Here is a 21,072-nt window from a genome sequence, read left to right as displayed (position 1 = left end):
AAATATATTTTGATTATATTATAACTTTTTAATGATTATTTATGCTTTTTTGGGATAGAAAAATGGTATAATTTATTATATATTTATATCATTATATGAATTATAATTCAAAATGGGGAGATTTATATGATGTGGAAAGACAAGTATGCAGTTGGGGTAGAACTCATTGACGAACAGCACAAAGAATTATTTAGGCGGGTATCAGATTTTACACAAATTATTAGAAGCAATGAAAATTGGAATGACAAACTAGAAAAAGTAAAAGAAACCATGAGCTTCATGCAGGAATATGTTATTGTTCATTTCCATGATGAGGAAATCTATCAAGAGCAAATTAATTATCCAGATATTGAAGCTCATAAAGAAGCTCATTCTAAGTTTAGAGAAGGAATAAATAATTATGTAAGACTTTTCAAAGAGGAGGGCTTCACAGAAGAAAAAGTCCAAGAGTTTGGCGGTAAACTCATGACATGGTTAATTATGCATGTAGGTAAAATAGATCAAAAAATTGGAGAATATGCAAAATCTAAGGAGGGATAAGTATAATGAAAGCAGAATACATAAACTCCTTTTATAAGGCAACTGTAGATGTTTTCAAACTTATGCTTGACATTGAGCCAAAAAAGGGAGATATGAAGATAGTTGAAGACATGATATGTAGCAAAGATGCTAATGTGTTGCTTGGAGTCACTGGGGATTTAATGGGTTCCATACTTTTTAACTTCCCAAAAGATATGGCATTAGAAATGATAAGAATAATGTCAGGCATGGAAATGGATACAATTGATGGATTTGCTTCTTCAGCCTTAGGAGAGGTAGCTAACATTATTGGAGGAAATGCATTAACAAATTTATCACAAAACAACTGTACATGTGACATATCTCCTCCTCAGATTTTTTTAGGGAACTATAAGTCTTTTTCTTTAGCAAGCGATAAGGCATTATTACTTACTTTAAAAACACCAATAGGAGAATTTGATATTTGTATATTTTTAAAAGAAAAATAAAATAACATGATTATAAGCTAACTTGACTTATGTGATTAAATAAATATTTTAGCTTAGCTTTATTCTCTTGATAATTTCTGGATAATATGGTATAATATTTTTATCAAATACAGGAGGTACAATGCAGTGAAAATAAAAATAAACCTAACTCAACAAAAATCTATAGAGTTGTTTATTTACTAGGTTTATAGTACCCCTTGTCTAATTGGAGTTAGCGCTTAAGCTAATTATGTTTATATAATATTTGTATTTATATATTGAATTCAAGCCATGGGTATTGTATATCTATGGCTTTTTTGTGTTCTATAATCTTTGAACTATGCTGCAATTATCTAAATCTATGGTTTGGTCTTTACAGACATATCTAGCTGTAGATGGCTAGAGAAATTGTAGTACCCAGAAACTTGATTCTAAGTTTCCTTAATTCTCTGCGCAAATGCTTGAAAAATCTGGCTAGTTCATGAGGATTATAGCAACCTGTATAGAGCTATAGGGTAAACCTATAGCTTTATTTTTTTGAGAAAATCACATAAGGAGTTGAGTCTATGCTATTAGATGTAAATAGTGTATCAAAGTTTATTGAAGATAAGGAAATATTAAAAAATATAAATTTTAAGTTATATAGAAAGGATAAAATCGGAATAGTTGGTAGAAACGGTATCGGTAAGACTACATTACTTAGAGTGATAACATCAGAGTTAGAAACTGACAGCGGTAGTATAAAGTTCTATGGCAGATATGGTTATCTTCCACAAAATCTATTTATAAATAATAATTTGTTTGTATATGAACTAATGGAGGAAACAAAGAAGTATGGAGAGTTTTTAGAGTTACTTAATAGATTTGGATTAAGTGATGCAGAAAAGCAAAAAGTTGAAACATTAAGTGGCGGCGAAAAAACTAAGCTTTACCTTATAAGGCTTCTCCTTCAAAACCCAGATATATTAATACTTGATGAACCTACTAATCATCTAGATTATGAAACTATTGAATGGCTAGAAAACTTCATAAATGAATTTAGTGGTGCTGTTCTAATAGTAACCCACGACAGATACTTTCTAGATAAGACTGTCTCTAAAATATTCGAGTTAGAAGATAAAACTATTAGAGAGTATAGTGGGGGATATACCTTCTATGCTACTCAAAAGAAAATTGAACTTGACAGAGCAAGGCTAGAATACGAAGAATACATCAAGAAAAAAAGACAGCTTGAAATTGCCGCTAGAAAGCATATGGAAAGGGCAAATAGATACAATGATATGTCTGCAAATGACTTTCAAAGAGGCAAGGCAAATAAAATAGTCAAAAGGTCAAAGGCAATCATATCAAGGCTTCAGAATATTGAAGAAAAAGAAAAGCCTAAAATTCCTAAGAATATAAGCATTAAGCTTGAGGGTAGTAGTGATAAAACTAGTGAGATTCTGATTAGAGTACAAAATATATCTAAAACCTATGATAAAACACTTTTTGAAAATATTAGCTTTAGCATATACAGAAATGCCAGAATTGGACTTATAGGTAAAAACGGAGTTGGAAAAAGCACTTTACTTAAAGGACTAATGGGAACGATCTCATTGGATGGGGATATAAGCATCTCTCCTTCCGTAAAAATAGGCTACTTTTCTCAAGAGCTTGAAGAACTAAACCTAAACTCTACAATACTAGAGGAGCTAAAAAAGATAAACAGTGACGAAAGCTATGTTAGAACATTACTAGGCTGTATGCTTTTTAGAAGAGATGATGTATATAAAAGAATCGAAAACTTAAGCTATGGCGAAAGAGTTAGGGTAGCTTTCTTAAAGCTAATTCTTGAGGAAAACAATCTATTAATCTTAGATGAGCCTACTAACTTTCTTGATATACCTACAAGAGAAATAATTGAGGAGGCACTTCTTGATTATGAAGGAGCTATACTGTTTGTATCTCATGATAGGTACTTTGTAGAAAAAATAGCCGAAGAAATATGGGAGCTTTCTAACAATGATCTTATCCAATACTTGGGAAATTACTCTTATTATCTTAATAAAAAGAAACAATCTCAATCAAAGAAGAATATTGATATAAATGAAGAAATACTTAGGCTAGAGATGCAGCTATCTCATATATCTTTTAGGCTTATGAACTGCAAGGATGACGAAAAATCTGATTTAGAAAAGGAATATTTTGAAGTCACTAAAAAGCTTAAAGAACTAAAGAAATAATTGATTTAAAAAGAAACTTATACTATAAATATCATATAGATTTAATCAGGCTTGAATTATTAATTCAAGCCTGATCTCTTTTTTTCAACATAAGTGTTTCTGTTATGTTCGTCTAGGTTTCTTGTAAGCAATACAGCTAATGCAATAGCACAGATTCCTGCTAATAGCTTTGAAACAATAAAAGGAACTATGACTGTTTTATCAACTCCAGCTACAAATCCAAGCTGTCCGCCAAATGTAAAAGCTCCGCTTACTGCAAATGCTGAGCATAGCACCTTTCCTCTATCATCCATATCCTTCATCATTACAAATGCGGGAACATTATTAGCTAAAGATACTACAATTCCTGCAACTGCATTTTCACCTATACCTACCTTCTCTCCAAGTTTAGATAAGGGCTTTTTAAATGCTTTCGTAAACAAGCTCATCATTGGATAAGCTCCACAGAGGACTATGGCAATGCTTCCAACTATCTTTAGTCCTTCATCAAAGGGCTCCATCCCTTGTATAATAGTAATACCTGATATCCTCTCAAATATGCTTACCATAAGTCCAATTGCACCAATAGCAACTATTACTTTACTAAAATAGTTAAATCCTTTTATTAATTTATTAGGACATCTAATAAGTCCTACAGCTAAGATAGCTGATAATACAATTACAGGTATCATATTAATCATAAGTTTATATATATTGATTCCTAGAAGTATTCCTCCAACAATACTACCTATAGGTAAGGTTATCAGACCTGATAATATTCCTTTGGTAAAAAAATAATGATCCTTCTTATCAATAGCACTTGCTGCAATAGGAATTGTGAACACTACTGTAGCACCTAGCATGGATGCCAAAATAAGACCAGAAAATATCCCCATTTCTTCCGTTTGAGCCATTCTAGCCGCTGATATATAGCCACCCATATCACATGCAAGAATAGATGCTGGTAGTATGGAAGGATCTACACCTAAAGCTGTAAACATTGGAGCAATTATCCTTGACAATTGATTTGAAATCACTGGTGCTAGCGAGTATATTCCTATTATGCTCATAGCTAAACTACCCATCGACTTAAAACCTTCTTCAAACTTTTCTCCTAATCCAAATTTACTGCCTAATACTCTATCTATACATCCTAATACGGCAAATGCAAAAATAGTATAAAGGACTACTTCGTTCATTTGATTTCATTTCTCCTTATCCGAATATGATTTAGTAGTATTTTTCTACTGTATATAGTTTTTAGTTTACTTCTGATAGTAATTATAATAAAAATACTTAAATATGTATATGGCAAAATTAGATAGAAAAAATAACATATTTTTTAATACCTTAAGTTGCCGTTTCCAGACAAAAAGTACTTTTGATGCATTAAATGATATATACCTATAGGTCCACCTACATGAAATTTCTGAGTGCTTATGCCGATTTCTCCACCTAAACCAAACTCAATTCCATCTGTTAATCTTGTTGAGGCGTTGTGACATATGACATTTGCCTCTACATAATTCTTAAAGTAAGATACTTTTTCAAGATTATTGCTTATAATGGTTTCTGTATGTGGTGTTCTATATTGATTTATGTGGTTAATTGCTTCATCTATATCCTCAACTATTTTCACTGCAAGGGCAGGAGCGAAGAATTCATGTTGAAAATGGAACTCATTAGCTGATTTTATACTTGAATGTAATTGTGTAGATTTTTCACAACCAAATATTTCAATATTATTTTCAAGCAACTTATTTATAAGCTCTGTAAAATGCTGTACCCCCCAGTCTTTATGAATCAAAATAGTTTCAGCCGCATTACACGCCTTTGGTCTTGGAACCTTGCTATTAACTACAATATCACATGCCATATCAAAGCTAGCATCCTCATCAATATAGATATGACAATTTCCTTCGCCTGCTACAATAATAGGCACAATTGCATATTCTCTTAATTTGTCTACGGCTTCTACCCCTGCCCTAATAACCATTAAATCTACAAATCTATCTTGTCTTGCTAGTTCAATTTTACTTTCATGAGAACAATCAGATAAGTATTGAATATTATCAGGACATATTCCAAATTCACTCAATGTATCTCTCAGTATTTCAGAAGTACATTTATCAGTATTGGTACTATGACGACTTCCTGCTAGAATAACTGAATTTCCTGTTCGAATACAAATACCTACAGAATCCGTAACTACATCAGGTCTGGCTTCATAAACAACAGAAACTACCCCTAATGGCACATATTTTTTCTCAATAATTAGACCATCTTTTTTTGCCAAATAGCTAATTCTCTCTCCAACAGGATCTATTAGTCTTGACATTCTCTTTAAGCTTTCTTCCATAGCGTCAATACTTTTCTCATTTAGTGTAAGTATTGATAGTCGAGATTCGTCTAAGCCATTCTTTTTAGCTATTTCAATGTCTTGCTTATTAGCCAATAAAATCTGTTCCTTATTAGCCAAAATATTCTCTGCCATCTTAAGAATAACCCTACTTCTTGTCTCTCCCTCAACTAATGCAAGGTCACGAGAACTTTTCTTAGCAATATATGTTATATCTCCAACCATTAGCCGCACCCCTTTTACTCAAATTATTTAATAGTACACACCTTATCTATTCTTACTCATAGAAATATTTATGACTATTTATCAATTCCTTTGAGTAATCACTTGATGCATACTGAAAAAAGTCCTTAAACTCCATAAAGTCTACTAGCTTGTGTTCGTTTATTACTGCTATCTTATCCCACTTGTCATTATGGAATTCTATATCATGAACTATGGCTATTATAGACAACTCATATTCCTTTTTGACTTTATTCAATAGAGAATTTATTTCTATTCTATTGTCAAAGTCAAGCATTGATGTTGCTTCATCTGCAATTATCAACTTTGGATATGTAAGTAAGGCCCTTGCTATACATATTTTTTGTTGCTGACCTCCACTAAAGGTTGATATTTTGCGCTTTTTCTGATTTAAAAATCCCTTATCTACCATGGAAAGAGCAGCATCTATATCCATTGGTTTATAGTTATTTCTCCTGCATATATTAACTGTTTCCATCAAGGTTCGTTCCAAGGTAAAGCTAGGCTCTAGCGCACTATAAGGGTCTTGAAATATATATTGAACCTTTGCCAGTTCAGAAAATGTTCTTTTGCGATAGTTATTATTCAGCTTCTTACCAAAATGAAAAACCTCTCCTGAATCACATTGTTCAAGTCCAATAATTATCTTGGCTAAAGTAGTTTTTCCACTTCCAGACCTTCCTGCTAAAACTAAACTTTCTCCCAGTTCCAAATCAAAACTTATATCCTCTAAAACCCTAAACTTTCCATAGGTTTTCATAATATTTCTAACCTTTAGCATTATCATACTCCTCAAGGACTATTATTCTATCCGTTACTTTTTCCAAAAGCACTTTTTGATGAGCTACCATTATTATGGTAAGCTTGCCTTTATATGAAGTTAAAAACTCAACTATCTTCCTTAATGTGATTAGGTCTATTGCTGAAGAAGGTTCATCAAGAATCAATAATTTAGGTCTTTTTAATATGGAAATAAGTAAAATCAACCGCTGTTTTTGTCCTCCAGATAGCATATATGGATAATAGTTTAGAAGAATAGGCTCTAGTGCTAGTCTTTCCATAAGAACACCTATTTCTTCTGTGTTATATTGCAGTCCATTACCTTTAAGTGTTAGGTGTATATGCTCCATTACACTTAGCTTTGGGTTAAAAGCATTTTGTGAAAACTGCGGACAATAGCTTATATAATCATACTTACTGCTATCTAACTCCTTAATATCCACATCATTTATGGTGCATTTATCATATACTAGTTCTCCTTGAAAGTCTAAACCAAAGAGAGCCTCTAAAAGCGATGTTTTCCCACAGCCGCTCTTACCAAATAATCCTACAAACTCATTTCTTTTAATATGAATATTAGGATAGCTTATGGCTTTTTTATTGTAGATTATTTTAAGATTTTCAATAGTTATCATATAAACACCTCTAAAGTTCCTTATTTTCACTTGAGAGAAGTGTAAGAGATATAACAAATAGTATTAAGCACAAAACTGGTGGAATCAAGTACCATAAGAATGTACTATCATAGTATAATTCGTCATAATCTAGTGCCGCTCTTATGAGTTTTCCCCATGTTTTCTTAAGCGGATCTCCTATACCAAAAAAGGAGAGAGATGCCTCATACATAACAGCCTTATTACATTGAAGGACAAAGAAGGTAGACATCACTGGTAAAATATCAGGAAGCAACTTCTTTAATACATCAAACCAATTCCCTTTTATTAATAATGTGTATTTGACTTTACTCTTTTCCATATAGTTCATAATTTTAAAAAGTGCTATTTTATATACTTTAGGCCATGAGAAAAATACAATTGCCATAATGGTATAGATTAGTTTAGGCCTTGCTAATGAAGAAAAAAACATAATCATTACAATTTCAGGAACTATTACGAACAGGTTTGCTATTTCAGAAATAGCAGTTTTAATAATTCCTCCATAGTAGGCAGATATATATGCAAGAGAAGTTCCTATAAGTGTAGTGAAAAATCCTGATACAATAGTCGTAAGAATCGTTATTCTAAAGCCATATATTAAGAGAGAAAAAATATCATGACCTATTTCATCTGTACCAAGTAAATGGCTTGTACTTGGCTTTAGTAGTCTAGGATGGCTTATGTCTTCCTGTGAGTAAGGCATCAACAAATTAGAAAAAACAGCTATCAATAAAAAGGTTATCAGAATAATTGCACTAGCCTTTTTTGTTTTACTTAATTTCTTAAATGAATTTAGCATTTAACACCTCTTAATATTTCTTAAAGCGATGAACTCAAAAATGAAGTTTACCACAATTCCATATGTACAGCAGACTAAGAGTATTCCCTGTAATAATGGATAGTCTCTATAGGATATTGAGCTTCTTAAAAGCTGTCCGAGACCAGGATAGGAAAAAACAGCTTCTACAAAAATAGACCCTGTTATTGCTAGAACAAATTGAATATTTAGTCTACCTAAAAGCTCTGGTATAATATTTTTGAAAATATATTTAAAATAGATATCCCTTTTATCAATATTCAAATAGCTTGCCATCTTGACAAACTGCTCTTTCTTAACATTTGCAGTACTATTTTTTGCAAATAAATATATAGGCGGTATTTGTGATATAACTAGAACAGATAATGGCAAAATCATGTGCTTTATAACATCAAGAATATATCCAGGCTGTCCAAAGCTTAATCCTATAGTATAAGCACCTGTAGCTGGCAATAATCTAAGCTTGTATGCTATTATTATCTGAAAAATAGCTGCTAAAAGAAAAGTAGGAGTAGCATGGATACATATAAAAGTGCTAATTAATAACTTGCTTTCTCTGTCCTTAAGTCCAGACCGTATTCCAAGAACAATTCCGATTATTGATGATAGTCCAATAGACAAAAATGAAAGCAAAAGAGTCCAACCAACCCTTTCCATTATCAATTGAAGTACTGGCATTTTATAATAGAAGGAATAGCCAAAATCCAAATTAAAAAGGTTTTTAATATACTTTATAAATTGCTCCAGTAGGGGAAGCTCTGGAGAGTAATACTTTTCAAAGGCTTTTAAGGCATCCTTTGTCATATTATCTACAGAGCTTATATCTTCTACCATTGCAAACAAAGGACTGCCAGGGATTAACCTTGGCAGTGCAAATGAAAGTGCTATTATTAATGATATATACACCAAATACTTAATTAGTGATTTCATTTAATCACTCCACAAAACAAAGCTTATTGTATGGGAAAGGAATTGCAACACCTATTCCATCTGGAGTATAGTAATACCCATCATAAACAGTTGGATTATATACTGTAGCATTAAGATTGTAGAACATTGTTATAGTAGGTAACTCTTCAGCTATAATCTCTTGTAATTTATTCACTAATTCTTTTCTTTTTTCTTTATTTAGCTCCATTGCTGATTGTGCAAAGATTTTATTATATTCTTCATTATGCCAAACCTTTCCACCTTGAGCTGTAACTTGTGGCGCTCCATCTGAATCAGAAGCAAAACGCCCAAGAAGAATCGGGTCTCCACCAAAGGAACCATGTCCATTCACAGCTATGGAAAAGTTTCCTTCCCCTATAAGAGTTTTAACAGTATTGTCATCAGATGTTTTCACTTCAAGTATGATTCCTATTTCCTTTAAGTAGTTGGCTACAAGCTCTGCATATTGAACATCTTTTTCACCAAATAATGCTTCGAACTTCATTTCTTTTCCTTCGTATTCCATTACTCCGTCGTTATTTGAATCAACTGCTCCTGCCTCTATAAGGAGCTCTTTTGCCTTTTCTACATCGTAAGGATATTGTTGAACGCTAGGGTTATACCATGGTGTGTCAGGTTGGATATGTCCTGCACTACCTGGAATAGCAGCTCCACCTTTAACCTTTTCCACTATTTCGTCTAGATTAAGAGCATGATGTATAGCTTGTCTTACTTCCTTTGAATTGAAAGCAGGTTCATTAAAGTTAAAGTATAGTCTGCTCACCCAAAGTCCTGGACCCTCTAGTACCTTATACTTATCATCATTCTTAAAGCTAGTAGCTTTATTATATCCCATAGTAGCAGAAACATCTAGATCCCCGGCAACGAAAGCCTCTCTAGCATCATCAAGGTCGCTTATTATTAACTTATCAACAGCAACATCTCCATAAAAGTAGTTCTCGTTTTTAGTATATACATATACTCCGGCAGCACTGTCATAGGACTCTAATTTAAATGGTCCTGTAGCAATAACTGCCTCTGGAGCTGTGAATGTTTCTGGCTCAGTAACATCCTTCCAGATATGCTCAGGAAGTATTGGTAGGCAGCCTGCAACATCACTTATAAATGGAACATATACATCTGAAAGCTCCACTTCTACAGTATAGTCATCAACAATCCTTGTTTCCTTAACCATGCTAGTTGAAGCATAATGATAAGGATGGTCTTTAGTATAGTCAAATGTGAACTTAACATCTTCAGCGTTAAATTCTTCTCCATCAGTGAATTTAACTCCCTTCCTTAGATAGAAGGTATAAGTTTTGTTGTCTTCGGATACCTCATATCTTTCTGCAAGATATGGAACCTCTCCTGTGCTGTCTTTCCATATAAGTGTATCAAAAATAAATTGAAGAGCAACGTAGCCCTGCCCCTTTTTAGACACTGTGTACACAGATGGATAACCTACATCACTTAAATCCATTCTAATAACTTTTTCTTCTATAACAGAAGGTGTTTCTTCTTCAGTTACAGGAGTATTATCTTCAATAACTGGGTTCTCTACAGGTGTTTTTTGTCCACAGCCAACTAATCCTATAATCATTATCAAGGCTATGGATAATAAAAGAATTTTCTTTAATAGCTTCGTTTTCATTTTACAATCCCTCCAGTTTCAAATAATCATTAATTGATAAAATCCTTAATTTATTTATGTACAACCCAATTATATGGCATGTCCTGAAATCATTCAATAATACCTCTATTGATAATTTCTATCAGCGTTGATGGTTAAATAGAAATGTTTAATAATCATATAAAAGCCCTGTTTTGATATGCTATAATTCTTTTGTTACATCATATTTTTTGTAAAGGGGGTATATTGGATAAATGTTAATTGAAAAGGTCTTTGATATTGCAAAAAATGATTTGGAAGGTCTTTATATAAAGGACGTTATCATAGGAATATCTTTTGCAGGTGTTCAGCTTTCAAATGATAATGTTGCCTTTATATATTTAATGAGAGAAAAACTTCCTTCCGGATGTTCTATCTTTTCATATGGTGAAGAAATGATAGGTATGGAAGCAATTGACTGTGCAAAATGGGCTATTACAGGAGCCGAGGATTTACAAAGGGGTTTGGGGTGTGCTGTTATAAATGCAGCAAATAAATATATACGTTCTAATAAATCTACTGAAGATATGGATACATTATATGAAAAAATAACATCTGATGATACTGTTGGTGTAATCGGACATATGCCCCCTTTAGTTAAAAATCTAGCTTCAAGGGTGAAAAGATATATTTCTTTTGACAGGGCAATAGATATCCAAGGTAGTGTTGAAGGTGCATCAGTTTATCCTGTTTCAATGCAGGCTAACCTATTGCCTCAATGTGATGTAGTTATAATAACTGGAACAACTATGATTAACCATACTACTGATGAAATACTTAAGATGTGTACAAATGCTCGTGAAATAGCCTTAGTAGGCTTCTCAGTTCCTTTTTATCCTGATGCCTACAAAGGTAGTGGAATTACAGCAATAAGTGGAATTGAGTTTAAAAATGACTGTAAAGAGGAGCTATTTAAGAAAATCTCTAGAGGCTGTGGTAGACTAACTATGCATGAGTATGGAAATGGTCATTTTTGTAGGATTGTAGACTAAAATTATTAAAGAAGAATTTACATAATATGTAGACTAATATAGCAATTAAAGAGTTTTTCTGATTTTGACTTTTTTTACTATTTATACAAGTTATTGATTTCACAAACCCCGGTTTCATTTTTATATGAAATCGGGGTTTAGGTGCCTAAGATTTAAGATTATTTTATTTTCTTCTATAGCACTATTAAATCTAGTCCATATCTTTTGCTAAATGTATAAAATATGGGTTTTGTTGCTAATATCATTACTCTTTTAAAGCTATTGTCTTTTACCTTCTAAAATTTCTAGCTCGCTTTTTAAGCTATCTGCTACAGACTTTAACTCTGTGCTTAAGGATTCTAATTCTAAAGTGCTATTATTCTGTTCTTCTAATTTTGCACTAACCTCTTCTGTACTCGCATTGTTTTCTTCTGCAATGGCACTTAAATATTCAATAATATTAACTATTTCTTCTTTCTTTTCTACGAGTACTTTACCACTATGGTTGAGAGAATCAATAACAGTTTTAATTTCTTCAATTTTTTCTCTTATTCTATGGAACTTTTCTCCCGTCTTTTCTACGTTTTCTGTTTGATAATCAACTATTATTCCAACATCATTTATTATGCCTACTGCTTCTTCTGTTCCTTGTAATAGTATCTTTATAATTTCTTCTATCTCTAAAACAAATGTATTGGATTCTTCTGCTAATAATCGGATTTCCTCTGCTACTACTGCAAATCCTTTTCCATACTCTCCTGCTCTAGCTGCTTCTATACTTGCATTAAGAGCTAAAAGATTTGTCTGTTTTGCTATGGCTTTTATCTTAGAACTAGCTTCTTCTATCTTACTTGCATTAAAACTAGACTGCTCTATAGCTTCCTTTAATTTAGCAGTAGCTTCATTGTTTTCCTTTGTATACTCTATTAACTTTTCTATTATTCTATTCCCTTCTTCTTTTAGATTATCTATATCTTCAGTTCTTAGGTTTAGTACTTTTAGGTTCTCTTGGTCTTCATAAATTATTTCTTTTAATAAATCTAACTCTTTTGCACCATTAATAGTATTTCCTAATTGACTTTCGCTCCCTCTTTCTATTTCCTCCATTGCAGCTAAAATCTCTCTACTATCAAAACTATATCCTTTACTTAATCTGAATAAAATTTCACTTTTTATTACTAACTCCTTACTATGTTCACCTAAGCTTTTGACTATATTGAGCATCTTTTTTGAAGAGTCTAATAGGACTTTATTCGTTTCATCAATCTCATCTCTGGTTTTTGATTTTATTTCTTCTAATTTTCCAAAATCACCCTGAGCAAATTTTAAAGCATTTTGTCTTATAATTTTCATTTTGTCACTTACGATTTTTTTGACTAATATAATAAAGATAATTGAAGCTACTATGATTATACAAATCAAAGGAATAAATAAAGCTCTTGATTCTTGTCTTGCTTCTTCAATTATTGAATATTCATCTAATATGCTGGCTATATAGAGACTCTCCCACATTTCAATTCTTGCATAGTAGCTTTTTCCATCTAGAATAAACTGTTTTTCTCCTATTGGATACCGTTCAAAGTCATCAGTATTATTAACTATACTTGGAGTATTTTCTAGACAATAATTTAGTATGTCTTCATATATTAAAGCATATTCTCCGTTTGTCTTAAAATCATACTTGTCTAGGTTTTTCATGTCCGAATGCAACTTTATTTCTCCCTCTTTATTAAATGCCACAAAATAACCTTCTTTGCCTATGTTTAAACTCTCTATGTAGTTCTGAGCAGAAAGTATTTTATCTAACTCTTGATTTTTGTTCTGAAGATTTGGATTCTTAAATTGAATTATAGGACTAGCAGAAGTAATTGCATCAGGCTCATTATTATTGTCATTGTATATATCTCCTTGAGCTTCGCTTGCTTCTGCACTATCAAAAAGAGAGCTTACATAGCGTGATGCACGACTAGCAGATGCCATTGCATCAATTGCTATATTGTTCACATTTTCTAAGTTTCTTTTCTCTGTTTCTACAGCTACTTTTATATAACTATTTACAGCTATATATCCCATTATAAATGTGCTAAAAATAATAACTAATATTATAGGTATCAATAACTTTGTGCTTAATCTTATTGTTTTCAACTTCTTTTATCCTCCCTAAACTTATTTTCTTGAAAAATTTGCTTTCCTTCCATATAATACTACTGCTACCACATTATATTTATAGATATTATTCTGCATCTAATAGAGTTGGTAATTTAAAAAATTATATATGAATAAGTTATCATTTAACTAATAGAAGAAGTATTGCTAATTTTTCTTATGCTTTATTTAAACTTTATTATTTTCTATCCCGTTATAAACTAGTATTTTTCTGCACTTTTTTGCATATTATATGTATATCGACAAAAGATATAAAGTCCTTAGTTTTTTACTTCTAAGATAAATTCTTATGCTTATTTTATCTGATACCTACAAGGGTAGTTGAATTACAGCAATAGGCAGAATTGAGTTTAAAAAATGACTGTAAAGAGGAACTTACATAATATGTAGTTTGAGTTTGCATAATTAAAGAGATTCTTCGGACTTGAGTCATTAGAATGACTTATTTTACTAATTATCATTCTGAGCATTTGCGAAGAATCTCTTTTTAGTTTAATTATGAAATAGGGTTATTTTGCTCTTAATACTTCTATATCATATCCATCTGGATCTGTTACAAAATAATATCTAGGTTTTTCTCCCGGTAGCCCCATAAGCTCAGTAACTTCATATCCCATTTCTAAGTGTCTTTCTCTAGAAGCCTCTAAATCTTCAACGGAAACTGCTATGTGACTAAATCCATTTCCAATTTCATAAGGCTTCTCAGGGTTATAATTGTATGTAAGCTCAATCTCATATTGTCCTGATTCGTCACTTAAAAAGACTAATGTAAACTCATCTTCTGGAAAGTCTTTTCTCCTTGTTTCTTTTAGACCTAGAGCTTCCTCATAAAACTTTAAAGATTTCTCTAAGTCCATTACTCTTATACATGTGTGAAGCAATTTACATTTCATAGATATCACCCCTCAAAAGTATTTATATTTATTTATATCCTTAATAACTCTAAACTAAACTTCTCAAGCACTTCAAAGAGAATAATTTAGGAAAAGCATGCATTTATATCATTCTCCCTCTTGACAGATTGCAGTAGGCATTATAATATATTGAAATATTAAAAAAATTTTATATATGCTATTCGTACTTAGGACAGAATAATAATATGAGTAGCATTTAAGACTACTTATAAGGAGGCTTCCATGTCAAATCTAAATCCAAATACAAAACGAGAGACTTTTTCATCAGGACTTGCAGTGTTCTTTGCTACCCTTGGTTCTGCTGTAGGCTTAGGAAACATATGGAAATTCCCTTATTTAGTTGGTATCAATGGTGGAGGAGCCTTTATTTTAGTATATTTAATATGTGTCGCATTAGTTGGGATGCCTGTAGCAATATCTGAGTTCTATATTGGCAGAAGGGCTCGGACAAATCCAATACAAGCCTTCGAAAAGCTAAAAGCAAGCTCTTTTTGGAAGATAATAGGCTATTTAGGTGTATTAACTAGTTTATTTGTCATGCTATTCTATTCCTCCGTAGCAGGTTGGGTGTATCTCTATACATTTAAGGCTATAAAAGGTGACTTTACAAATATAGCAAGCTTACCTATAAAAGAAGCTGGAATATTTGTCTCTAATGAGTTTAACATCGCAGTAAATGGGACTCTTTCTCCTATGCTTTGGCAGCTAATAGTCATCGCAATAGTATCTATCATAATATTTGCAGGGGTTAAGAAAGGTATTGAAAAGGTGACTAAAACCTTAATGCCTGTACTATTAGTCTTAATTATTTTATGCGCCATAAGAGCTTTAACTCTTGAAGGTGCTAAAGAAGGAATTAATTTTTTATTTAGCATGGACTTCTCAGCTATCACTCCATCAGTAATACTATCTGCTCTTGGTCTTGCATTTTTTAAACTATCTATAGGTATGGGTACTATGATGACTTATGCTAGCTATTTTACTGATGACAATAACATGCCTGTTACTTCAGCTAGAGTTGCACTATCAGACACGGGAATATCTATGCTTGCAGGTTTAGCTATATTCCCTGTAGTTTTTACCTTTGGACTTGAACCTGGGAGTGGACGTGGACTTTTATTTAATACAATTCCTCTGGTTTTTTCTAAGATACCCTTTGGAAATGTATTGTTAGCTGCATTTTTCTTTTTAGCTTCTATAGCAGCTACTACTGCTATGACATCAATGTTTGCAGTACCTGTATCTGTCCTTACAGAATCACTAAACATGAAAAAAGGGAAAGCTGTACTATTAACTGGAGGAGTAATTATATTTATCGGAATACTAACTGTCCATCCAAGCAGCCTTTTAGGTAATATTACAATATTGAGTCTTAACTTCTTCGATTTATTCGATTATATTTCATCTAATATATTCATGCCAATAGGTGGCCTACTAATAGCGATTTTTGTAGGGTATTTTGTAGCTAAAGATGATCTAATTAATGAATTATCTAATCAAGGAAAATTAAATATGGCTATTTATTTGAAGTTATTTAGATTGATATTAAGATATGTTACTCCAATACTCTTGATAATTATTTTCTTGAATTCTGTAGGTTTGTTAAAACTTTAGTATATGGCTCAAGTAAAGAATCTCTCTTTCCTCGAGCCTTTTTAATCTGATTCAAACATTTACAAAATGAGGTATATCTTATATAATTTTGTTTACAATATGATTTTGAGGTGATTGTATGAAAAATGGTAGTACTGATGTTGCTAAAGCTGCAGTAAGGCTTGCGATCTCTACTAGGGACGAAGAAAGAGCCATAGTTGAAGAGCTTACCAAAAAAAATTTTAAAGCTGCTGCTGTAGACATAGGTGGAGACTTAATCAATTCTATACCAAAAATCATTGAAAGAACCCTAGTGGCTTCTAAGAAAACTGGAATAATAAAAGATTATCATGTCCACGAAGGAGCTGTGGCTGGAGCTATAATGGAGGCCATAACCCAAGTAAGCCCAAAGGCAACTGGTTTTAATTTTGGAGGTAAAATAGGTATAGCTAGATATGATGAGCATGTTAGCGTCTGTCTATTCATAAGTATTGGACTACTTCATCTTAACGATCTAGCAATTGGACTAGGACATAGGTCAATACCAAATATGAATTAACTAAAATAAACAAATTAGTCATTATTTTATTGTTTATATTTTTTATTTTTCTATTGACATATAATTTAAAAAGTTATAAAATCATTCCTAAATATTAATCAAGCAGACTACACAAATCACCATTTCGTGTAAATAGCTTATATAGTAGCTTTAGTAGTTTTTGTAGGTAGCCTTAGAGGCTAAGGGAAGTTAGGTAGCATATGTAGAAGAGCTTCAAACCAAAAATTAAAAATTGGAGGACGGTAGTATGGTAGGAAAAAAACATCCCACTAGTCTAAGTAAAAGCTTAGGCTTAATTTCATTTCTTTTAATTATCACTTTATTTTTAGGTGCTTGTTCACCTGTCAATTCAAGTAGTGATTCTCAAAAAGTAGTATCTATAGGAATCAGTCAAATAGTAGAGCACCCTGCATTAGATAATGCTAGGGCTGGTTTTGTTGATGCCTTGAAAGAAAAAGGCTATGAAGAAGGTAAAAATCTAAAGCTAGACACTCAGTTTGCTCAAGGAGATATTGCTTTAACAACTACTATTGCTCAGAATTTTGTGTCTCAGAAAAAAGACTTAATTCTTGCTATTTCCACACCTTCAGCACAATCAGCACATAACTCTACTAAGGATATCCCTGTATTATTTACTGCTGTAACCGACCCTGTACATGCTGGACTAGTTAAAAAAGCCGATGCACCAGAGGGTAATGTAACAGGCACTAGCGATCTTAGTCCCATAGCTAAACAGCTAGAGCTTGGAAAAACATTAATCCCTAGTGCAAGTAAAGTAGGTGTACTATATAGCACTAGTGAAGTTAATTCTCAGCTTCAGGTTAATATGGCAAAGGAAGCAGCAAAAGATTTGGGTATGACAGTAATAGAGATTCCAGTTATAAATACAACAGAATTTGAACCAGCATTAAATGCTAAGATTAAGGATATAGATTTCTTATTCCTTCCAACTGATAATTTAGTAGCTTCAAATATACCAATAATCTCTAAAATAGCTACGAATAACGGTGTAGCCATAATAGGCTCGGAAAAAGGGCATGTTGAAGGCGGTGCCCTTGCATGTGAGGGAGTTGATTATTATAAATTAGGGCATCAAACAGGCATAATGGCTGCTGAAATACTTGAAGGTAAAAGTATAAAGGATATACCGGTTTCTATGCTAAAGGAGACAGAATTGATAATCAACGAAAAAGCTGTAGAACAGCTTGGTATTAGCATCCCCGAAGAAATATTGAATAGAGCAACATTAGTGAAGGGAGCTGAATAATATGAATGATTTTATATTGGGCATTTTTCTCCAAGGTTTTATCTTTTCCATAATGGTAATGGGTGTATATATAACCTTTAGATTTCTTAATTTTGCCGATATGTCAGTTGATGGGACATTTACATTAGGAGCAAGTGTATCTGCGATTTTGATTATAAAAGGGTTTAACCCTTTTGTAGCCCTTTTATTCTCTGTTATAGCAGGAGCTTTAGCAGGAATTTTAACAGGAATATTAAACTTAAAGCTTAAAATAAAAGACTTGCTTTCAGGAATTTTAGTAATGCTAGCTTTATATTCCATTAACTTAAGAATAATGGGAAAGGCAAATCTGCCTATGTTTAATAATGAAACTATTTTCCCAAAAAGTAGCTTAGCTAGTAGTTTATTTATAGCTTTAATCCTAGCAGTTATTTGTGCTACTATTTTCTTAATATTCTTCAAGACTAAACTTGGTTATCTTTTAAAAGCAACAGGAAGCAATGAAGGTATGGTGATTTCTTTAGGAATAAGTACGGGAAGTATTAAGGTACTCGGGCTTGCATTATCAAATGGATTAGTTGCCCTATCTGGAAGTGTTTTCGCTCAATACCAAGGCTATAGTGATATAAATATGGGAACTGGTACTATGGTTATAGGCTTGGCATCTATTATAATGGCGCATTCTATATTCAAGAATTTCAGACTAATAAAACCAAGTTTTTTATGTATAATAGGTGCAATTTTATACAGAGCTAGTATTTCTTTAAGCTTAAAAGTAGGCTTTAACCCAAGTGATTTAAAGCTTGTTAGCTGTATAATTGTAATACTTGCACTATATTTAGGAGGAAAAGAATCCTCATTCAAACTTAGCAACTTTCAGTTGTTCAAAGAAAAAAGACAAGCAGGTGATTTAAGTGCTAGAGCTAACTAATATAAGTAAAACATTTAATATTGGCGATATCAACGAAGAAAAAATATTCGACAGATTTTCTTTAAATATAAATAGAGGCGATTTCATTTGTATAATAGGAAGTAATGGTGCAGGTAAATCTACTCTTCTTAACATAATATCAGGAAAGCTTGGAATAGATAAGGGAAGAATTATTCTAGGTAGTTCAGATATTACTAAAGAGTCAGAAAGTTTGAGATGTCAAAAAATATCTAGGATTTTTCAAGATCCAGCCCTAGGTACTGTGCCTTCTATGACAGTTAGAGAGAATCTCTCTATGGCTCTTAATAAAGGAAAAAAATTTGACTTTTCTTTCTTAGTTAGTAAAAAGAATGAAAATTTTTTCAAAGATTCATTAAGAATACTTGATTTAGGATTGGAGGAAAAGCTAGATACAATTGTATCTAAGTTGTCAGGTGGACAAAGACAGTCTTTAGCCTTAATAATGTCTACATTAACAAATCCTAATCTGCTACTTTTAGATGAACATACTGCTGCACTAGACCCTAAGACATCTGAAATAGTCATGGAAATTACAGATAAGATTGTTAAAGAAAAAAGCTTAACTGCCCTCATGGTTACTCATAATATTGACCATGCTATAAAGTACGGAAATAGACTTATTATGATGCATAGAGGTCAAATAGTAACAGATATATCAGGAAAAGAAAAATCTAGTCTTACAAAAGAAAAACTTCTATCGCTCTTCAAAGATATTAGTGATAGAAGCCTATTTAGCTAAAAACCCTTCTCGGTACAAAACATGTACTGAGAAGGGTTTTTGTATGGTCTTTCTCATATGCACATTTAATCTCTACTATGAATATTATATACTACAAATCTAAGTGAGGTGATATGTAATATGCGCGAAAGAACATGCCCTCCTTTTGCTCAAGCCTATACGGTAAAGCGAGGGGATACTATTAGCAGAATAGCTGCAGAGTTCAACACAACTATTGCAGTTATTAGATTTTTAAATCCTACTATCGACGTCAACCGCATTCAAGTTGGTCAAGTAATATGCGTTCCTAGAGTTACTATAACACCTACTTGTCCAAATGGAACCATCTATACAATTAAGGCAGGAGACACATTCTATAGAATTGCTGATGAATTTGATATAACTGTAAGAGAGTTGCAGCAGGCAAATCCATTAGTAAATCCTTTTAATTTAGTAGTTGGCCAAAGGATTTGTATACCTAGGACACCAGCTCCACCTGAGCCACCTGCTATACCTCCATGTGTTGATGGTACTTATTATGTAATAAGACCTGGAGACACATTCTTTGGTTTAGCTAATAGATTTAATGTAACCATTAGACAACTTCAAGAAGCAAATCCTACTGTTGACCCTAATAGCTTAGTAGTTGGACGAATCATTTGTATACCTGCTAAGGTAGTTCCACCTGGAACACCTCCATGCCCTGGGGGCGCTTATTATACTATAGAAGCAGGTGACACATTCTTCAGTATAGCTACTAGATTTGGAGTAACAGTTAGAGATTTAGAAACTGCAAATCCTGGTGTAGATCCTACTAGATTAACAATAGGTCAGAGGATTTGTATACCAAGAGAGCAAAGATGTCCAGGAGGTAGAATACATGTAATTGGAACGGGAGATACTCTTTTCAGATTAGCACAGAGATACGATATATCCTTTAGAGCTATTGTAGATGCTAATCCAGGCATTGACGTAGAAAATCTTCAAATAGGTCAGGAAATATGTATCCCACCTTATGAGCCTGCTGAACTATGTCCAACAGGTAAAACATACATCATTAAGGAAGGCGATACATTGTCAAGTATTGCAGAAGAATTTACTGTATCTGCAACTGATATACTAAGATATAATCCAACTATGGCTCCAAGTGAATTCACTGCTGGAAAAAGAATCTGTATACCACCTGAAGCTCAAGTATAACCAGATTACTGAAATCATCGATTTTATGTAAGCCCCTTTTATAGAGGCTTAAAAGAAAAAACCTTCCCAGTCTAATTGTAATCTCAAGGATATAATTAGTATGCTGCTCAGG

The 21,072-nt window shown here is 32.6% G+C and carries 19 protein-coding genes; 10 read left to right on the top strand and 9 right to left on the bottom strand.

What is annotated here, in order from left to right:
* Positions 1-126: 126 nt before the first annotated feature.
* The 3 genes from DW1_RS00480 (at position 127) to abc-f (ending at position 3,208) form a co-directional block, all read left to right on the top strand.
* On the top strand, positions 127-540 hold the full coding sequence (locus DW1_RS00480; RefSeq protein WP_074348511.1) for a bacteriohemerythrin: 414 nt from the start codon (positions 127-129) through the stop codon (positions 538-540).
* Positions 541-545: 5 nt separating this feature from the next.
* Positions 546-1,007: a chemotaxis protein CheX gene (locus DW1_RS00475; RefSeq protein ID WP_074348509.1), complete on the top strand. Its 462-nt coding sequence runs from the start codon at positions 546-548 to the stop codon at positions 1,005-1,007.
* Positions 1,008-1,552: 545 nt separating this feature from the next.
* Positions 1,553-3,208: a ribosomal protection-like ABC-F family protein gene (gene abc-f / locus DW1_RS00470; protein ID WP_074348507.1), complete on the top strand. Its 1,656-nt coding sequence runs from the start codon at positions 1,553-1,555 to the stop codon at positions 3,206-3,208.
* Positions 3,209-3,267: 59 nt separating this feature from the next.
* Here the strand turns inward: abc-f and eutH are convergent, their stop codons facing one another.
* The 7 genes from eutH to DW1_RS00435 all read right to left on the bottom strand — a co-directional run bounded on the left by eutH (position 3,268) and on the right by DW1_RS00435 (position 10,623).
* Positions 3,268-4,386, bottom strand: a complete 1,119-nt coding sequence (gene eutH, locus DW1_RS00465; RefSeq protein ID WP_074348505.1) for an ethanolamine utilization protein EutH — start codon at positions 4,384-4,386, stop codon at positions 3,268-3,270.
* Between the two features lie 143 nt (positions 4,387-4,529).
* Positions 4,530-5,771 carry a glutamate-5-semialdehyde dehydrogenase gene (locus DW1_RS00460; protein WP_074348503.1) on the bottom strand — a complete coding sequence of 414 codons (1,242 nt, stop codon included), beginning with the start codon at positions 5,769-5,771 and terminating at the stop codon, positions 4,530-4,532.
* A gap of 52 nt (positions 5,772-5,823) precedes the next feature.
* A complete protein-coding gene (locus tag DW1_RS00455; RefSeq protein ID WP_074348501.1) occupies positions 5,824-6,570 on the bottom strand; it encodes an ABC transporter ATP-binding protein in 747 nt (248 codons plus the stop codon).
* Entirely contained in the window at positions 6,557-7,204 is a 648-nt protein-coding gene (locus tag DW1_RS00450; RefSeq protein WP_074348499.1) for an ATP-binding cassette domain-containing protein, read from the bottom strand. Before DW1_RS00450 ends, DW1_RS00455 begins: the two co-directional genes overlap by 14 nt.
* Positions 7,205-7,214: 10 nt before the next feature.
* Positions 7,215-8,024 carry an ABC transporter permease gene (locus DW1_RS00445; RefSeq protein WP_074348497.1) on the bottom strand — a complete coding sequence of 270 codons (810 nt, stop codon included), beginning with the start codon at positions 8,022-8,024 and terminating at the stop codon, positions 7,215-7,217.
* The gene (locus tag DW1_RS00440; RefSeq protein WP_074348496.1) at positions 8,025-8,972 is read right to left on the bottom strand and encodes an ABC transporter permease; all 948 of its coding nucleotides are present in this window, start codon (positions 8,970-8,972) and stop codon (positions 8,025-8,027) included.
* Positions 8,973-8,976: 4 nt separating this feature from the next.
* Positions 8,977-10,623, bottom strand: coding sequence for an ABC transporter substrate-binding protein (locus tag DW1_RS00435; RefSeq protein WP_074348494.1), 1,647 nt, complete (start codon positions 10,621-10,623; stop codon positions 8,977-8,979).
* Between the two features lie 233 nt (positions 10,624-10,856).
* Here DW1_RS00435 and DW1_RS00430 point away from each other — a divergent pair, with 233 nt between their 5' ends.
* Positions 10,857-11,633 carry a DUF364 domain-containing protein gene (locus DW1_RS00430; protein ID WP_074348492.1) on the top strand — a complete coding sequence of 259 codons (777 nt, stop codon included), beginning with the start codon at positions 10,857-10,859 and terminating at the stop codon, positions 11,631-11,633.
* A gap of 258 nt (positions 11,634-11,891) precedes the next feature.
* Here DW1_RS00430 and DW1_RS00425 read toward each other — a convergent pair whose 3' ends face one another.
* Both DW1_RS00425 and DW1_RS00420 read right to left on the bottom strand, forming a co-directional pair.
* On the bottom strand, positions 11,892-13,757 hold the full coding sequence (locus DW1_RS00425) for a methyl-accepting chemotaxis protein (RefSeq protein ID WP_074348490.1): 1,866 nt from the start codon (positions 13,755-13,757) through the stop codon (positions 11,892-11,894).
* A 530-nt stretch (positions 13,758-14,287) separates the two neighbouring features.
* The gene (locus DW1_RS00420) at positions 14,288-14,671 is read right to left on the bottom strand and encodes a lactoylglutathione lyase (RefSeq protein WP_074348488.1); all 384 of its coding nucleotides are present in this window, start codon (positions 14,669-14,671) and stop codon (positions 14,288-14,290) included.
* A 243-nt stretch (positions 14,672-14,914) separates the two neighbouring features.
* On the opposite strand from DW1_RS00420, the gene DW1_RS00415 reads away from it, so the two are divergent.
* The 6 genes from DW1_RS00415 (at position 14,915) to DW1_RS15085 (ending at position 20,960) form a co-directional block, all read left to right on the top strand.
* A complete protein-coding gene (locus DW1_RS00415; protein WP_074348486.1) occupies positions 14,915-16,306 on the top strand; it encodes a sodium-dependent transporter in 1,392 nt (463 codons plus the stop codon).
* Between the two features lie 118 nt (positions 16,307-16,424).
* Positions 16,425-16,844: a HutP family protein gene (locus tag DW1_RS00410; protein WP_074348484.1), complete on the top strand. Its 420-nt coding sequence runs from the start codon at positions 16,425-16,427 to the stop codon at positions 16,842-16,844.
* Between the two features lie 247 nt (positions 16,845-17,091).
* Positions 17,092-18,111 (top strand): ABC transporter substrate-binding protein, encoded by a 1,020-nt coding sequence (locus tag DW1_RS00405; protein WP_074348482.1) that lies wholly within the window; start codon positions 17,092-17,094, stop codon positions 18,109-18,111.
* Position 18,112: 1 nt separating this feature from the next.
* On the top strand, positions 18,113-19,021 hold the full coding sequence (locus DW1_RS00400) for an ABC transporter permease (RefSeq protein WP_074348481.1): 909 nt from the start codon (positions 18,113-18,115) through the stop codon (positions 19,019-19,021).
* Positions 19,005-19,781: an ABC transporter ATP-binding protein gene (locus DW1_RS00395; protein WP_074348479.1), complete on the top strand. Its 777-nt coding sequence runs from the start codon at positions 19,005-19,007 to the stop codon at positions 19,779-19,781. The genes DW1_RS00400 and DW1_RS00395 overlap by 17 nt, the downstream gene beginning before the upstream one ends.
* Positions 19,782-19,901: 120 nt before the next feature.
* Positions 19,902-20,960 carry a muramidase family protein gene (locus DW1_RS15085; protein WP_083605430.1) on the top strand — a complete coding sequence of 353 codons (1,059 nt, stop codon included), beginning with the start codon at positions 19,902-19,904 and terminating at the stop codon, positions 20,958-20,960.
* The last annotated feature ends 112 nt before the right edge of the window (positions 20,961-21,072 follow it).

The organism is Proteiniborus sp. DW1, assembly GCF_900095305.1.
Taxonomy (GTDB): Bacteria; Bacillota; Clostridia; order Tissierellales; family Proteiniboraceae; genus Proteiniborus.
This window is presented reverse-complemented; position numbering and strand designations above follow the sequence as displayed.

Bases quoted from the DNA above. Each gene is read 5' to 3' on its own strand.
- DW1_RS00480 (WP_074348511.1), top strand. From the start codon at position 127: ATGATGTGGAAAGACAAGTATGCAGTTGGGGTAGAACTCATTGACGAA.
- DW1_RS00475 (WP_074348509.1), top strand. From the start codon at position 546: ATGAAAGCAGAATACATAAACTCCTTTTATAAGGCAACTGTAGATGTT.
- abc-f (WP_074348507.1), top strand. From the start codon at position 1,553: ATGCTATTAGATGTAAATAGTGTATCAAAGTTTATTGAAGATAAGGAA.
- eutH (WP_074348505.1), bottom strand. From the start codon at position 4,386: ATGAACGAAGTAGTCCTTTATACTATTTTTGCATTTGCCGTATTAGGA.
- DW1_RS00460 (WP_074348503.1), bottom strand. From the start codon at position 5,771: ATGGTTGGAGATATAACATATATTGCTAAGAAAAGTTCTCGTGACCTT.
- DW1_RS00455 (WP_074348501.1), bottom strand. From the start codon at position 6,570: ATGCTAAAGGTTAGAAATATTATGAAAACCTATGGAAAGTTTAGGGTT.
- DW1_RS00450 (WP_074348499.1), bottom strand. From the start codon at position 7,204: ATGATAACTATTGAAAATCTTAAAATAATCTACAATAAAAAAGCCATA.
- DW1_RS00445 (WP_074348497.1), bottom strand. From the start codon at position 8,024: ATGCTAAATTCATTTAAGAAATTAAGTAAAACAAAAAAGGCTAGTGCA.
- DW1_RS00440 (WP_074348496.1), bottom strand. From the start codon at position 8,972: ATGAAATCACTAATTAAGTATTTGGTGTATATATCATTAATAATAGCA.
- DW1_RS00435 (WP_074348494.1), bottom strand. From the start codon at position 10,623: ATGAAAACGAAGCTATTAAAGAAAATTCTTTTATTATCCATAGCCTTG.
- DW1_RS00430 (WP_074348492.1), top strand. From the start codon at position 10,857: ATGTTAATTGAAAAGGTCTTTGATATTGCAAAAAATGATTTGGAAGGT.
- DW1_RS00420 (WP_074348488.1), bottom strand. From the start codon at position 14,671: ATGAAATGTAAATTGCTTCACACATGTATAAGAGTAATGGACTTAGAG.
- DW1_RS00415 (WP_074348486.1), top strand. From the start codon at position 14,915: ATGTCAAATCTAAATCCAAATACAAAACGAGAGACTTTTTCATCAGGA.
- DW1_RS00410 (WP_074348484.1), top strand. From the start codon at position 16,425: ATGAAAAATGGTAGTACTGATGTTGCTAAAGCTGCAGTAAGGCTTGCG.
- DW1_RS00405 (WP_074348482.1), top strand. From the start codon at position 17,092: ATGGTAGGAAAAAAACATCCCACTAGTCTAAGTAAAAGCTTAGGCTTA.
- DW1_RS00400 (WP_074348481.1), top strand. From the start codon at position 18,113: ATGAATGATTTTATATTGGGCATTTTTCTCCAAGGTTTTATCTTTTCC.
- DW1_RS15085 (WP_083605430.1), top strand. From the start codon at position 19,902: ATGCGCGAAAGAACATGCCCTCCTTTTGCTCAAGCCTATACGGTAAAG.